Genomic DNA, 15,312 nt, shown 5'->3' on the forward strand with positions numbered 1-15,312 from the left:
GCCGCTCACGCTCCGCTTCCGCGAGCCGCTGTGTCCCGGGGGTTCCGGGGGTTTTGGGCGTACCACTCGCAGGTTCGGCGCAGCCCCTCGCTCAGGGGCACCGCGGGGCTGTACCCGGTCAGTTCGCGCAGCCGGGAGAGGTCGGGCAGGCGCCGGGCGGGCGAGAGCGGGGGCGCGGGGTGGACGTCGACGGCCGGGTGCCGGCCCATCGCGTCGAAGACAGCAAGGGCGAGGTCCCTGATGAGGATCTCCTCCTGGTCGTTGCCGACGTTGACCAGGAGCGGCTCCTTGGTCGGCAGGGCGGTCAGCGCGGTGATGGCGTCGACGGCGTCATCGACGTGACAGAACGCGCGTGTCTGGTCGGCGCCGTGGATCTCGAAGGGGTCCACGCGGCTGAGCAGCCGCTCGATGAACTGCGGGATCACGTGGTCGTACCCCATGCGGGGGCCGTAGACGTTGTGGAAGCGCACCATGCGCAGGGCGAAGCCGTGGGTGCGCGCGTAGGTGCGGCACAACAGCTCTCCGCTGATCTTGCTGAAGCCGTACGAGGACCGGGGCACCGTGAGGTCGGGGACCATCAGCGGCACGTCCTCGCCGGTGGGGACGGACGCGATACCGGCCTCCACGCTGCCCGCGTAGGCCTCGCTGGACGAGGCGAAGCAGAGAGTGGCGCCGGTCAGTCCGGAGAACCAGTCGAGGAGGTGGACGGTGGTGAGCAGGTTGGTGCGCAGCACCCGCCGGGGATTGTCGTTGGACTCGGCGACGCCGACGACTGCGGCCAGGTGGTAGACCTCGGCGAAGTCGTCCGCGAGCAGTCCGTCGGGCACGGGGGTGGTCAGGTCGTGCTCGACGAGTTCGACCGGGCCGAGCAGGGCGGCGAGCTCCGCGTCGGACCGGCCCCTGCTGAAGTCGTCGAGCAGGGTGACGTCGCAGGTGGCCGCCGCGCGGCGGGCCAGATGCAGGCCGATGAAGCCCGCTCCTCCGGTGATCAGGATCTTCTTACGCACGGCCGAGCCTCATCGCCTTCGTCGAGGGCGGGAGGACCCGCCAGGTGTCGTAGACCAGTGCCGGGTCGGCCATGCGCGCCACCAGGCCCGCGGCGTCGACGTCGCCGTACCGCGCGTGGTCGTTGAGGAGGATGGCCGCGTGCGCGCCGGTGAAGCCCTCCGTCAGGCCGACCGCCCGGACGCCCAGGGAGGCGATCCGGTCCGACGGCACCACGAAGTCGTGGCCGACGATTTCCTTGACGCGCCCCTTGAGGAACGGCAGCAGCCGTTCGTACGGCGCTCCGCGCAGATCGTCGGTCTCGGGACGGCCCTTGTAGGCGAAGCCCGAGATCAGGATCCTGGCGTCGGCCGGGTCCGTTCCCCGCTCCCGCAGTTCGGCCAGGACGCGTTCGCCGACCCTTCGCGGCATGGACTCGTTGAGCGTGCGCGCCGCTGTGATCATTTGGGGTGTGTGGCCGTGCGCCGCGACCGAGTGCGCGAGCAGGTACGGGTCCTTGGTCAGGCAACTGCCGCCGACGAAACCGGGCTTGTGCAGCTTGGGCCGGGGGTAGTCGAGGTTGGCGGAGTCGATGACCTCGCGTGCGTCCAGGCCGAGTTTCTCGGTGATGAGCGCGATCTCGTTGCCGAAACCGTAGATCAGGTCGGTGTGGCAGTTGCACACCAGCTTGACCAGTTCGGCGGCCTCCAGTGAGGAGACGGGCACCGCCTGGTCACAGAGCGTCTCGAAGAAGGCGCCCGCCCGTTTGCCCGCCTCGTCGGTCAGGCCGCCGACGATCTGCGGCAGGGACAGCAGTTCCGCGAGGGCCTGGCCCTGGATGGTGCGCTCCGGGCAGTAGGCGAGCAGCGGCTCGTCGGTCGTGCCGCGCAGGATGGGCAGCACCAGGCTCCGCGAGGTGCCCACCGGCACCGTGCTGCGCACGATGACCAGAGTGGTCTCGTCGACGCCCGCCGCGATCGTCTCGGTGGCGGCCCGCAGATGGCTCAGGTCCGGCGTGGTGCCGCCGGCCTCGATCGGGGTGCCGACACAGATGATCACGACGGGCGGCAGCTTCCGCCCGCCGACGTCCGTGGTGACGGCGAGGGCGCCACTCCCGGCCGCGCCCTTGATCTGTTCCTCGACGCCCGGTTCGGCCAACTCCAGTACGCCACGGGAGAGTTCGTCCGCCGCCTTGGGGTTGGTCTCGTAGCCGAGCACGCTTCTGCCCGTGGTCAGCAGCGCGGCGGTGAGTGTGACGCCGACGTAGCCCAGCCCGACGACGCACACGTCGTAGTCCTCGTACGGCCTGATCGATGGCATTGGCATAGCTCCCTGGAGGTGGCGGGGGAAGGTGGAAACGCCGGTGGATCGATTCACGTACAGGTGTCGCCGGGCGGCTTGCCGAGGAGTTCGACGACGCCGTCGACCAGGTGCCAGAACAGCCGCTCCCCCAGTTCCGCGGAGGCGCCGACGGCGGAGGACAGCACGCCCTGGTTCGAGATCTCGGCCGCGTCGACGGGGTGCCGGTACACCCCCGCGGGCGGTGGCCCGGTATGGCTCGGGCGCTCCGGGCGGACGACGTCGGGGCGCAGATACATCATCAGGCTCGTCTCGGTCAGGCCCGCGTGCTCCGCGTGCCACCCCGGGAACCGCGGGAGGTGCTCGCCGAGCCAGTCATCGGTGACCAGGCTCCACCAGCTGAACGCGACCACCTCGACGTCGGCGAACAGGGCGGCCTCGGTGCAGCCGTCGATCGCCTCGAAGAGCAACCCCTCGTTCTCGTAGTGCCCGTTGACCACGACGAGCCGGCCGGGGCCGAGGCGGGAGAGGCCGCGCAGGCAGTCCGTGAGGTAGTCGATGAACGTGCTGCCGCCGATGTGCACGGTGCCGGGGAAGTGCGGTCCGCCGCCGCTCTGCGGCAGCGATCTGGCCGAGACCGGCTGGCCGGGCAGCAGCAGACCGCCGGTCTCCGCGACCACCTGCCGGGCCAGAGCCTCCGGAATGTCCATGTCGACGGAGAGCGGGAGATGGGGGCCGTGCTGCTCCAGCCCTCCCACCGGCCACACCAGGGTGGCGCCCGCCATGGCGCCGGGCACCTGCGGACTGGTCAGGTCGCCGTACCGGGGTACGTTCGTGGTGCGTTGCCGCATCGCCTTCACCTCATGGCCTCTTGATGCTCCGTCCCACCAGGTCCGCCACCGTGCCGCCGTGCGAGGCCAGCCAGTCGTCGAAGTCCTGGCGGATCCCGCGCAGGGTGGCGTGCATGTTCCGGTGCAGAGCGGTGTAGACCTGAACGGCCTCGGCGCCCACGCTCAGGTACTCCGCCACGTCGGCGGCCTCCTTGACCCCGCCGCTCGCCATGACCGGCACGGTCACCCCGTCGCGGCGCAGCCCGAAGATCTCGGCGAGCACCAGCGGCTTGATGCCGGGCCCCGAGTAGCCGAAGGCGCCTCCCAGGCGCACCTCACCGGTGTCCGCGTCAACGGCCAGGCCTGCGATCGTGTCGCTCAGGGTGATCGCGTCCGCGCCCGAGGCCATGGCGGCGTCGATGCGCTCGCGCACCCGCTCTCCGATCGCCAGCTTCACGCTGAACGGCACCGGGGTACGGCGCCGCACCGCCTCGGTGTACGCGGCGACGCGCTCCGGAGTGTCCGCCGGGCCGTCGTCCTCCTCGTTCAGGCACGAGATGCCGAGCTCGAGGGCGGCGCTGCCCGCGACGGTCACGCGCTCAGCCAGGTCGGCGAGCCCGGCCGGGGAGTCCGCGTGCACGGAGGCGATCACCGGCAGCCCGTCCTCGGCGAACCGGCGCAGCATCGCGCACCAGTCGTCCACGGACCTGCGGGAGTACGTGGTGCTGTTGAGCATGCCGGTGGGCAGGCGGAGCAGGCGTTCGTCGCCCGAGGGGCCGGGGTGGGGGTGGATGGTCTTGGTGACCACGGCCCCCGCCCCGTCCTCAAGGAGCCGACGGATGTTGCGCTCCTGGTCGGTGAGGAGACCGGAGCCCACGACGACGGGGGACTTCAGGCGCAGCCCGAGCATCTCCACGGGTGCGGGAGCGGGAACGGGCGCGGCTGCTGGAGCGGACCTGACACCGGCTCCGGTTCCTGCCCCTGCCTCTGGCCTTGACCCTGGCCCTGCCCGTACGGCATCGGCACCCTCGGGGGAGTTTCCCCCGTCCTTGGTGCTCCTCACTTCGACATCACGACTTCCTGGCCCAGCTTCTCAAGCAGCCGCAGCAGTTGGGTGGGGTGCGCGGCCGCCTCGGCCAGGTCGAAGACGGTGACGTCGGCGACGGAGGGCAGCCCGCGCAGCAGGTGGCTGGCGTTGGCCGCCATCGGCATCGGGGTGACGACGACGATGGGCTTGCCCAGCGCGGACGCCCAGCCGAGCTCGACGTGGGTGCCGTCCGTGCGCATCAGCTCACCGGCCACGTCCACGGGAAGCACCGGCACGAACACGTCGCAGCGGCGCATCCAGTCGAAGTCCCGCACGCTGACCTCGTCGGGCGAGTACAGCGGTGTGTCCACGCCGAACTTCTCGACGACATGGGCGGAGAACACCGTGCCGTGCACGGCCGAGACGGCACCGATGACGTCCCGGATGGCGTGCCGCAGCGGTTGATGGAATCCGTCGTCACGGATCGCGTGCTGGATGGGGCCGCCGACGAAGACGCTGACGCCCGTCAGGTCGATGCCCTCCGTCCCGTCGACGCCGGCCACCGTGCTGTCAGTCATGACATCTCCCGATCTGCTTGGCGAAGCGCGATGTGATGCACCTTGAGCTGCGTGTACTCCCGCAGACCCCAGGCGCCGTACTCGACACCGATCCCCGAGTGCCGGTGACCGCCGAACGGCACGTCGTGCCGCAGGGCGCCGTGGGTGTTGATCCACACGGTTCCGCACGCGGGCCGTCCGGCCAGGACCAGCGCCCGGCCCTCGTCGCCCCACAGAGAGCAACCCAGCCCGTACGGCGAGGTGTTGGCCCGCGCGATGACCTGTTCCGGGTCGTCGTCGTACGGGATGACGGGGATCACCGGCCCGAACTGCTCCTCCACTTCGAGGCGGCTCCCGGGCGCAAGACCGGTGACGACGGTGGGCGGATAGAAGTGGCCCGCCCGGTCCAGGACCCGTCCGCCGGCCAGGACGCGGGCCCCACCGGCCACGGCCTCGTCCACCATGCCCGCCACCCGCTCCAGCTGGGCGCGGCTGACGAGCGGCCCATACTCGGTGGCCGGGTCGAGCCCGTCCCCCATGACGGCCGACCGCGCCATCTCCGCGAGGGCATCGGCGAGTTGGCGATGCTCGGTCCGGGGGGCGTAGACACGCTTGACCGCCGCGCAGAACTGCCCGCTGTTGGTCATGGCTCCGGCGAACAGGTCGCGTGCCACGGACGCCACGTCCGTGCCGGGCAGGACGACGGCGGGGTCGTTCCCGCCGAGTTCCAGCACGACCCGTTTGAGGTCGGCCGCGGCCTGCCGGGCGATGGCCCGGCCCGCGTCCACCGATCCGGTGAACGAGACCAGCCGAACGGCGGGATGGACGGTGAGCCGGGCACCCAGCTCGGCGCCGCCGTCCACGACCGCGAAAGTACCGGCCGGCAGGGCCTCGCTCAGGATCCGGCCCATCATCAGACTCGACATCGGCGTGTCCGGGGAGGGCTTGTGGACCACGGTGTTGCCGGCCAGGAGGGCGGGGGCGATCTTGCAGACGGCCAGCAGGACGGGGTAGTTGGAGGGCGCGATCGCGGCGACCACGCCGTGCGGGACCCGCTCCAGGCCGACGCGGGCGGCGGGCTCCTCGACCAGCCGCTCCGGCGCGAGCTCCAGCCGCGCGGTGTGGGCGAACCAGTCGGCCGCCAGGCGGACTTCGGCCCGGGCGTGCCGCAGGGGCTTGCCCTGCTCACGGGTGAGCAGTCCGGCCACCGGTTCCACGGCGGCCAGCAGGGCCCGATGGCATGCGAGCAGCCGCTCACGGCGGGCGTCCAGGGGTGTCGCCGCCCAGCCGGGGAAGGCTCGGGCCGCGTCGTCGATGACCCCGTCGAGCTGTTCGGGTGTGCACCCCGGGGCCTGGGCGAACGCCTCACCGAGCGCGGGATTCTCGACCGGCCTCGGTCCGTACCGGGCGGCTCCGGGGTGGCCGGGGGCCGTGGCCGTCGACCCGACGACAGGGGCGCTCACCGGGCCGACCCGGCGGTGCAGGGGGCGAGTTGATCAACAAATGCGGACATGTCTTCCCGTCACGAGGGGGTCGCGTAGGGGTGGTTGCCGACTGCTGAAAGGAGCGGGTGAGAACGGAGGGAGTGAGAGGGGCAGGCAGGGGTGGGGCGCCGGGAGCGCTCTCCGAACGTCCGGCGTCCGGCTGCCGTCCGCTGCGCCTACCGTGGGCTAAGTGGACCGGAAACCAGTCTCACCGGGGCCCCGGTGATCGAACACCCCCACTTTGGGCTAGAGTCGATCGGCTACACCAAACGCCCGGCCGGATGCGCATGGCGGGTGCGGCGGCCCCGGGGGAACATCGAGCGTACGGCCTCTCCTTCCGGCCTCCTGCGAGGGCCCCGCCCGGCCCCGCCGAAGCACGAACAGGGGTGGCGCACGCTTCATGAAGAGGGAGGCGCACCCCTCGCGAAGAGGGATGCGCCTCCCTGACGTCCGACGTGGTCCGTCCGCCCCCGGCGGCTCCAGGATCCGTCAGAAGGCCCTAGGCCACCGTGGCCTGTGACCCGACGCCCCCGGCCTCCTCCTCCCCGATGCGCTCGGCGGCTCCGGCGTACTCGACGAGCGAGCGCTCCACCTCGTACAGGAACCCATGCACCTCGGACGGTGTGAGCGCCCGGCGTTCGGCGTTGAGGACCAGGCGGATCCAGCCCGGGTCCTCGTCGTCGATCACGAGGAAGAAGGTCTCGCCCTCCTCGAACTCGCCCGGCGCGACGACGGTGTCGGCCATCGCGGCCCGCAGGAGCGCGGCGTCGTCGGGCGCCCGGCCCCGCCCCTCGGCCGCGTCCGGCAGGGCATGTGCCTCCCGGACGTCGTTGAAGCAGTACGAGAGGTCGACGGGCACACCGGGGCCGTGGGCGGAGGCGATCAGTTCCGCCACGTCGTCGGGGTCGTGGAGAGCGTTCGCGTACGCGGTGGTGCACGCGGCGAAGGCGCGGCGGGCCACGTCCTCGATCCGGTCGCCTTCGAGGCCGATCGTCACGATCACCTCCGTGTGCAGATTGCCGATGGTGGCGCGCAGTTCCGGGTCCGACCTGTTGGCGCTGAGCAGACGCAGGGCGCACGTCGGCAGCCCGGCGCGGCGGCCCAGGAGCTTCGCCACGACGGTGAGCAGAACCGCGGAGGTGCTCACCCGCCAGCGCCGGGCGAGGACCGGCACCGCGAGGCCCACCGCCCGGGAGTCCATGACGGCGCTGTAGCGGACCGGTACCGCCTGACCGTCGACTCCGTGGGCTCTATCCGCCCCGTCGACTCCGTCGGCTCCGTCGGCCCCGTCGCGCGGCGGCAACAAAGTGGCGGGCGCGCTCGCGAGCTGGCGCTCCCAGTAGGTGCGTGCCCGCGCAAGGAGGGCCCGGCCGCGCGGCGAATGCTCCAACCGCGCCTGCTCCACGGGCTGTCGCGACGGCACGGCGGGCGGCAGCGAGCGGCCGGCCACGCGGGCGTCGAGCAGCCGGGGCACCTCGTCGGCCAGCAGGCGCAGGGAGGTCAGGTCCGCCACGAGGTGGGACACGCAGAACCCGGCGAGCACGGGTGCGCCGTCGACGACGGTGACCAGGAACCGGATCAGCGGGGCCCGCGCGGACTCGAAAGGGGTGTGCCGCATCCGGCTCCGCCAGGCCCGCAGCACGCTGTCCGGGTCCTCGTCACGGTGGAGGCTCCACACCTCGGCCACGAACTCGCCCGAGTCCACCACTTGTTGGAACAGGCCGCCGTCCGCGTCCCAGCGGAAACCGGTGCGCAGCGACTCGTGGCGCCTGAACAGTTCGGCGAGGACATCGAGCAGGTCCTGCACGGTGCCGTGGCCGGGCAGAGCCGTCCAGTAACACACGTCGTAGAAGGCGGCGTCCGGTAACTGACTCTGCATCAGTTTCCAGATGTGGCGCTGTGCGCAGGTGGCCGGCGCCGTGACGGCCCGCCGTCCTTCGAAGGGGATACGGTGCCGGACGAATTCCGCCACGGCTCGCTCCTTTCCAGCACTTTGAGGCATGGGCAGAGGAGGTGGGGGTGTGCGGTGCGCTGTCCGGCCGGACCGAATTCACCGTAGTGGCGGCTCCGCGGACGCGTCACCCGCGCTCTTGGGGGCTGCCCGTTCGGTCACCCCGAACGGGCGCCCACCGGACGCTTCCCACAGAGCTCGGGCACGACGAGCATCGACACATGCGAGTCCTCCCACGCACCGCGCCGACGCCGCGCGGTGCAGGGGTGGCCGAGCGCCGCGGGAGGAGCGGCGCGGGCCACCCGGCGGGCGGCGGCATCGCGGCCCGCGGAGGAGAGGGCCGGTCAGCCGGGAATGACTCAGTCGGGGATGAGGCCGTTCTGCATGGCGGTGACCACCGCGGCCGTCCGGTTGGGCGCGCCGAGCTTGAGCAGCAGACTGGCGACGATGCGTTTGACTCCATGGCTGGAGATGCCGAGGCGCCGGGCTATCTGTTTGTTGCTCAGACCCTGGGCGAGCAGCGGCAGTACGTCGTTCTCACGGCCCGTCAGTGAGACGTCGCGTTGCCGGCGCCGCTGTTCCGGCTCACGGACCCGGTGCAGCAACGCCCGCGTGACGGAGGTGGGCATGGGCACTTCCCCCGCCACCATTCGCTGGAGCGCGTCCTCGACCGCGGTGGCCGTCAACTCGCTCTCGACCAGAAATCCATCGGGAACCGAGGGACCCGCGAGGATTTCCTCGGACACGGCGGTGCCACTGAGGAGCAGCAGCACCTTCGGACGTCGGTGCGGAACGTCGGCGAGTACGCCTCGAGTCGGGCTGTAGTCCTTCTCGTGCAGGAACAGGACGTCCACCTTGTCGGCGCCTAAAGAGTCCTCCACCTCGCTCCAGTCACCGCAGTGTCTGGCCTCCCTCACCAAGGGTGTGGTCGACAGGACGGCCCGCAGCCCGAGCTGCAGAAAGCCGTTGCGTACCAGGGTGGTCACCACGAGCTGCTCTCCTTGGAACGGGGGGTGGCACAGCGTCTGGTTCACTCGTACTCCTCTTCACTGTCGCCACGCGCCCAGGCGTGTCCAGCGCGGAGCAATGACGCCGCCCCGCACCGTCTGCCGGCAGGCTGTGGCCGACCGCCACGGCATACATGCAATAGCGGTTCACTTGAACGCCCGTTAAAGCACTGGACGCTCGTCACAGTACCCAGACGATTCCAGCGAGATCAACCATTCAACTTGGCAACGCCCGTTCGGGCAGGCGACCCAAAGTCCTGGGATTTAATTTTCAACAAACGGCTATTTGTGCGACCAGAGGCAGACTTTCGTTTTCGCGTGAAAACAAGTAGCTTCCATGCCACGGCACGCCATCGGCTTGTTTGCGTGCCAGGAATCCACGATGCCGCAGACCCCGCCTCCGACCCCCGCAAGACCATACTGAGCAGGGACGACCCTCATCCGCCCCCGCTCGCCCGCGGCCTCCTCGGTCACACCGCCCAGCTGCGCGCCCGGTGATCCGCGGCGGCCGCACCCCGGCCGGCGCGTGATTCCTTTGCCCGACCCGCGCCCGTGGCATGCCCGCGAACGCACCTGTCGGCAACCGCCTCCAGCGGTACTCCGCCGCCTGCCCTGCTGAATTCACGCCGGGCCGGAAAGCCCTGTGCGCCGCACACCCAGAAATTCGATGAATTGTGGCCGAAAACCATGCGTCGATTGTCTTTTCCGGACCTCTCCGGGCCGGCGGACGCTACGGCCCCCGACACGGAGAAGGAGAGCCGATGACCGCCGAGACCATCCCGGAGAGGGAGGATCCGGCCGGCCCGACGGCCCCGCCCCGGCCCGATCCCGGCGCTGTCGCATCGGACAGCGTGCCCCGCTGGCTGCTCGCGCAGATGCGGCCCTTCAGGCCGTACATCGCCCTGTTCCTGCTCGGCAGCCTGGCCTGGCAGTCGCTGAACGCGGCGATCCCCCTGGTGACCGGGCTGGCCTTCGACGCCGTGCTCGACCAGGACGGCGGGTCGCCGGACTTCGGTGCCTTCCACGCCACCGTGGCCGGACTCCTCGCCCTCGTGGTCGTCCGGGCGCTCGGCGGCATCATGTCCACGTACTGCCTGGAGTCCTTCGCCAGCGGACTCGAACGCAACGCGCGCTCCCAGGTCTTCGCCAGTCTGCTCCGCAAGGGCCAGGGCTACTTCAACCGGCGGCGGGTCGGCGACCTCTCCGCCCGGGCCACCGGCGACGCGGAATCGCTGAACCTGATGGTGTCGCCCGGCTTCGACCTGGCGGTCGACCTCGCGCTGAACATCCTGATGCCGATCGTCTTCATCGCCCTGGTGGACCCGCGGCTGCTGCTCTCCCCTGTCGCCTTCGTCGTACTGTTCGCGGTGGCCCTCGCCGAACACGGGCGGCGCCTGGAACCCGTGTCCGACGTCGCACGCGAGCGCTTCGGCGCCATGACGGCGCAGGCGTCGGAGAGCATCGCCGGGATCGAGGTGGTGGGGTCGACCGGCGGCGCCGACCAGGAACGCACCCGGTTCGCCGCGCTGGCCAGGGAGTACCGGGACGCCTCCGTACGCCAGATCCGCACCCAGGCGCTGGCCCTCTCCCCGCTGCTGCTGGCCCTCGCCACCGTCGGCGCCCTGGTGCACGCCGTGATCCTGCTGCGCGCGGGCTCCCTGAGCATCGGCGAACTCGTCGCCGTCCTGGGGCTGATGGGAACCCTGCGAGCCCCCACCCAGCTGGCCTCCTTCAGCCTCGGCCTCATCTACCTCGGCATGTCGGGGGCCCAGCGCATCAAGGAGGTCCTCGACGACCCCGAGGGCGAGGACGAGCGGGGCGGCAAACACACCGCGCCCATCAGCGGTGAAGTCGCCATGGAGGGCGTCACGTTCGGCTACGACCCCGACAGGCCGGTGCTGCACGACGTGTCGTTCCGTGTCGCCGCGGGCACCACCGTGGCCATCGTCGGCGCCACGGGCAGCGGCAAGTCCACCCTGCTGCATCTCCTCAACCGCACCTACGCGCCGGACCAGGGGCGCGTCCTGATCGACGACGTCGCCACCACCGACTGGGACACCGGGTCGCTGCGCTCGCGCATCTCGGTCATCGAGCAGGACGTGGTGCTCTTCTCCCGCACCATCGCGGAGAACCTCAGCCTCGGTTCGGACCACGGCACCGACCGCGCCCACGTGGAGGCCGCGGCCCGTATCGCCCAGGCACACGACTTCATCACGGCGACCGAGAACGGCTACGACACCGTCATCGGCGAACGCGGCGTCACCCTCTCCGGCGGGCAGCGCCAACGCCTCGCCATCGCCCGCGCGTTGGTCGCCGACCCGCGCATCCTCGCGGTGGACGACGCGACCAGCGCCGTCGACAGCGCCACCGAGTACGAGGTGCAGCGCGCGATGCGCCAGGCATCGGACGGGCGCACCACATTCCTGGTCACCCCCAGGCTGTCCCGCATCCGGGCGGCCGACCACATCATCGTTCTGGACGCCGGCCGGATCGCCGGCCAGGGCAGTCACGAACAGCTCCTGCGGGGCTGCCCTCTCTACCGACGGATCTTCGCGCCCTACCTGGGCAAGCAGGCACCCGCAGGACCGGACGCCTCGGGCGCCAAGGAGGAGAGCCACTGATGGCCCATCTGCTGGAGGGCATCGAGCCGGACGACTACGGGCGCCGGTACGGCGACCGCGAACTGGCCCGCCGCATCGCCCCGTTCTTCCGCGGCCGGGGCAAGGCGGTCGCCTTCGTGGTCGTCGCCGTGATCGTCGCCGCGACGGCGGGCAGCGCCGTACCCCTGTTGCTGGCCCGGACCGTGGACTCGGCCCTGGAGGACGACGGCGACGGCCGGCTGGCGCTGCTGGTCACCGCCATCCTCGTCGCGGGCGTCGCCGCCTGGCTGCTCACCCTTCTCCAGGAGCGCGTGAGCGGAACGCTGGCCGGTGACGTGGTGCTCGCACTGCGGGAGCGGGCGTTCGCCGCGGTCATGCGCCAGGACATGGCGTTCCACGACGCCCACGCCACCGGTGTGGTGGTCAGCCGCGTCACCAACGACACCCAGGCGTTCGCGACGCTGATCAGCCTGATGCTCAGCCTGCTCGGCCAAGTACTCATGATCGGGCTGCTTTTGACCGCCCTCTTCGTGATCAATGTGCCGCTCGCCCTGGTGACGGCTCTGGTCGCCGCGGTCATCGTCGCCGTCAGCCTCGCCTTCCGGCGCGCCGCGCGCAGCGCCTCGCTACGGCAGCAGCAGGCGCTGGCCGAGGTCAACGGATACGTCCAGGAGACGCTGCGGGGCATCGCCGTGGCCCGCAATCACAGCCACCAGGAGTCCGCGCAGGCCGGGCTCCACGAGGTCAACGACCAGTGGTTCCGGGCCAGTGTGCGGTTGAACCGCCTGTTCAGCGGCATCTTCCCGCTGCTGATCTCCCTGACAGGGCTGGGCACGGTCGCGGTGGTCCTGGTGGGCGGCCACGGCGTCGACGCGGGCTCCGTGTCGGCGGGCGAGTGGGTGCTTTTCCTGGAGGCCCTGGCCCTGTTCTGGTCGCCCCTCACCAGCATCGCCTCCTTCTGGAGCCAGCTCCAGCAGGGACTGGCCGCGGGAGAGCGGGTCTTCGCGCTCGTCGACCGCGAGTCGGCGGTGCGCCAGCGCGACCGGGTCCCGGTGCCACGTCTGCGCGGCGAGATCACGCTGCGCGACGTCCACTTCGGCTACGACGCGGGGCATCCCGTGCTCAGCGGTGTGAGCCTCACCGTGCCAGCAGGCCACACCGTGGCGCTCGTGGGTCACACCGGGGCAGGCAAGTCCAGCGTGGTGCGGCTGATCATGCGCGCGTACGAATTCCAGAAGGGCGGCATCGACGTCGACGGCCTCGACGTACGCACCCTGGACCTCGATCAGTACCTGCGCTGCCTCGGCGTGGTGACCCAGACGCCGTTCCTCTTCTCGGGGACGGTGGCGGACAACATCGCCCGCGGGCGGCCGGGCGCCGGGCGCGACGAGATCGAGGCCGCGGCGCGCGCGGTGGCGGGCGGCGACTGGCTCCTCCCGCTCCCGCAGGGCCTGGACACCCCCATCGACGACGGCGGGCGCAACCTCTCCACGGGCCAGCGGCAGATCGTCGCCCTCGCCCGGGTCTTCCTCCAGAACGCCCCCGTACTGATTCTCGACGAAGCGACCGCCAGCATCGACCCCCTGACGGAGGCTCAGATCCAGGAGGGCCTGGAGGCACTCGCCGCGGACCGCACGACCATCGTCGTCGCCCACCGCCTGCCCACCGTCCGCAAGGCGGACACGATCGTCGTCGTCGACGACGGCCGGATCATCGAGCAGGGCGACCACGCGACCCTCCTTGCCCGGGGCGGCGCCTACCGCCACCTCTACGACCGCTACTTCCGCCACCAGCAGCCCTACGACGACCCCGCCGACGCCCCGGACATCCGGTCCGCAGCGCCCGCGCCGGACCGAGAGGAGAGCGTGATCGATGGCCACCGCGTCTGACACCACGGCGAACCCGGCCCCCGCCACGCTCGCAGGGCTGCTCGACAGCGCCTCCCGAGCCCGCCCCCACGCCGTCGCCCTCCGCTGTGAGGACGATGCCCTCACCTACGGCGAACTGCACGAGAAGGTACGCGCCACCGCGCGCCGCTTCCGCTCGCTCGGACTCACCGGACCCGGCACGACGGGCCTGCTCATGGAGAACACCCCGGATTTCGTCATCGCCCTCCTCGCCGCCGCACGCCTCGGAATGCGCGTGACCCCCTTGGAACCCAGCACGACTCGACCCCAACTCGCCTCGCAGGCACGGCAATTAGGCCCCCTGTCCGTCGTGGGGAACGCAGCGAGAATCTCCGCGCTGAAAGAGGACAAGGACGAGGAACCGCTCGACTGCGTCCTCGTCCCCGTGGAGGACTCCGGCGCCCCACTGGAGGATTCCGGCGACGAGCCCCCGACGACCGTCGCGCCCGACACCCCCTTCCTCTACCAGTTCACCTCCGGCTCGACGGGAGAGCCCAAGGCGGCCGTCCACACGCAGCACAACCTCGCCAACGGCGGCGAGATCTACGCGCGCGCCTACGGCATCACCGAGGACGACCGCATCCTCGCCGCCGTCCCGCTGCTGCACTCCTTCGGCCTGGTCGCCGGGCTCGTCACCGCCCTGCGAGCCGGGGCCCAGCTGGTCCTCCTCGGCCGCTTCGCCCCCGCGCGGCTCCTGCGGACCCTGGACCGGCACGACTGCACGGTGCTGGTCGCCGCCCCCATGGCCTACGACCTGACGACGCGGGCGGCCGGCGCCGGATCGTCACCGCCGCGACCGCCGCGTGCCCTGCGGCTGTGCCTCTCCTCGGGCGCCGCCCTGCCACCGGCCGTGGCGCGGCGCGCCAAGGAACGGCTCGGCCTCGACATCCAGCAGGTGTACGGCTGCACGGAGGCCGGAGTCATCGCCGCGCGCCGCCCCGAGGACGACCCCGGCGCGGACCTCGGTGTGGGCCGTCCCCTGCCCGGCGTACGGATCCGCGTCGTCGACGAGCGGGGATACGAGGTACCCCAGGGCAGCGAGGGCTCGCTGCTCGTACGGACACCCGCGATGTTCACGCACTACCTCGGTCACCCCGAGGCCACCCGGCGGGTCCTCCGCGACGGCTGGTACAGCACCGGCGACGTGGCCCGCCTCGACCCCCTGGGCCATCTGCACCTCGTCGGGCGCAAGGATTCCTTCATCAACGTGGGCGGCAAGAAGGTGAACCCCCTGGAGGTGGAGCAGGTCCTGCTGGCCAACCCGTCGGTCGTCGAGGCGGTCGTGTGGGCCGACGAGGCGGCAGGCGGCACCGGCGAGCGCGTGCGGGCCACCGTCGTCGCCCGCCCTCCGCTGACCGCGACGGAGCTGACGTCCCACTGCCGCGCCCGGCTCCTGCCCCATCAGGTTCCCGCCGCGGTCGACTTCGTCGCCGCGCTGCCGAAGAGCTCGATGGGCAAGGTACGCCGCGCGGCGATGCCGGACACGGTGGCGTGACCGCATCAGGTGACCTGACCGGCCAGGACCCGGCCTAGGCCCTGTCGTCAAACTCGCGTCGTTCGCCCGGAGGGCGGCCTCGCGGCGTCTGGTGCGTGCGATCGCAAGGCGGAGGCTCATCCCGGTACTGGGCGTACCGGGATGAGCCCGACAACGCGGCGAGCGTGCGTG

At 71.4% G+C, this 15,312-nt stretch carries 11 protein-coding genes; 3 read left to right on the forward strand and 8 right to left on the reverse strand.

Annotated features, from left to right (window positions below):
• Window positions 1-5: 5 nt before the first annotated feature.
• The 8 genes from ACFVYL_RS26735 to ACFVYL_RS26770 all read right to left on the reverse strand — a co-directional run bounded on the left by ACFVYL_RS26735 (window position 6) and on the right by ACFVYL_RS26770 (window position 9,121).
• Window positions 6-1,007 (reverse strand): NAD-dependent epimerase/dehydratase family protein, encoded by a 1,002-nt coding sequence (locus ACFVYL_RS26735; RefSeq protein ID WP_389720076.1) that lies wholly within the window; start codon window positions 1,005-1,007, stop codon window positions 6-8.
• Window positions 1,000-2,304 carry a nucleotide sugar dehydrogenase gene (locus ACFVYL_RS26740; RefSeq protein WP_389720078.1) on the reverse strand — a complete coding sequence of 435 codons (1,305 nt, stop codon included), beginning with the start codon at window positions 2,302-2,304 and terminating at the stop codon, window positions 1,000-1,002. Before ACFVYL_RS26740 ends, ACFVYL_RS26735 begins: the two co-directional genes overlap by 8 nt.
• Window positions 2,305-2,357: 53 nt before the next feature.
• Window positions 2,358-3,134, reverse strand: a complete 777-nt coding sequence (locus tag ACFVYL_RS26745; RefSeq protein ID WP_389720079.1) for a creatininase family protein — start codon at window positions 3,132-3,134, stop codon at window positions 2,358-2,360.
• A 10-nt stretch (window positions 3,135-3,144) separates the two neighbouring features.
• A complete protein-coding gene (locus tag ACFVYL_RS26750; RefSeq protein ID WP_389720080.1) occupies window positions 3,145-4,023 on the reverse strand; it encodes a dihydroorotate dehydrogenase in 879 nt (292 codons plus the stop codon).
• A 149-nt stretch (window positions 4,024-4,172) separates the two neighbouring features.
• Window positions 4,173-4,718 (reverse strand): nucleoside 2-deoxyribosyltransferase, encoded by a 546-nt coding sequence (locus ACFVYL_RS26755; RefSeq protein WP_389720081.1) that lies wholly within the window; start codon window positions 4,716-4,718, stop codon window positions 4,173-4,175.
• Window positions 4,715-6,160 (reverse strand): aldehyde dehydrogenase family protein, encoded by a 1,446-nt coding sequence (locus tag ACFVYL_RS26760; protein WP_389720083.1) that lies wholly within the window; start codon window positions 6,158-6,160, stop codon window positions 4,715-4,717. Before ACFVYL_RS26760 ends, ACFVYL_RS26755 begins: the two co-directional genes overlap by 4 nt.
• A 520-nt stretch (window positions 6,161-6,680) precedes the next feature.
• Complete coding sequence (locus ACFVYL_RS26765; RefSeq protein ID WP_389720084.1) at window positions 6,681-8,153, reverse strand: condensation domain-containing protein; 1,473 nt, start codon at window positions 8,151-8,153, stop codon at window positions 6,681-6,683.
• Between the two features lie 338 nt (window positions 8,154-8,491).
• The gene (locus ACFVYL_RS26770; RefSeq protein ID WP_389720086.1) at window positions 8,492-9,121 is read right to left on the reverse strand and encodes a response regulator transcription factor; all 630 of its coding nucleotides are present in this window, start codon (window positions 9,119-9,121) and stop codon (window positions 8,492-8,494) included.
• A gap of 779 nt (window positions 9,122-9,900) precedes the next feature.
• Between ACFVYL_RS26770 and ACFVYL_RS26775 the strand changes: the two genes are divergently transcribed.
• From ACFVYL_RS26775 to ACFVYL_RS26785, 3 genes are read left to right on the forward strand one after another with little or no spacing between them, the layout of a single operon-like run.
• Complete coding sequence (locus tag ACFVYL_RS26775; RefSeq protein WP_389720088.1) at window positions 9,901-11,760, forward strand: ABC transporter ATP-binding protein; 1,860 nt, start codon at window positions 9,901-9,903, stop codon at window positions 11,758-11,760.
• On the forward strand, window positions 11,760-13,628 hold the full coding sequence (locus tag ACFVYL_RS26780; protein ID WP_389720090.1) for an ABC transporter ATP-binding protein: 1,869 nt from the start codon (window positions 11,760-11,762) through the stop codon (window positions 13,626-13,628). Before ACFVYL_RS26775 ends, ACFVYL_RS26780 begins: the two co-directional genes overlap by 1 nt.
• On the forward strand, window positions 13,612-15,141 hold the full coding sequence (locus tag ACFVYL_RS26785) for a class I adenylate-forming enzyme family protein (RefSeq protein ID WP_389720092.1): 1,530 nt from the start codon (window positions 13,612-13,614) through the stop codon (window positions 15,139-15,141). Before ACFVYL_RS26780 ends, ACFVYL_RS26785 begins: the two co-directional genes overlap by 17 nt.
• The last annotated feature ends 171 nt before the right edge of the window (window positions 15,142-15,312 follow it).

Source organism: Streptomyces sp. NPDC058308 (genome assembly GCF_042880275.1).
In the GTDB taxonomy this organism is placed as follows: Bacteria; Actinomycetota; Actinomycetes; order Streptomycetales; family Streptomycetaceae; genus Streptomyces.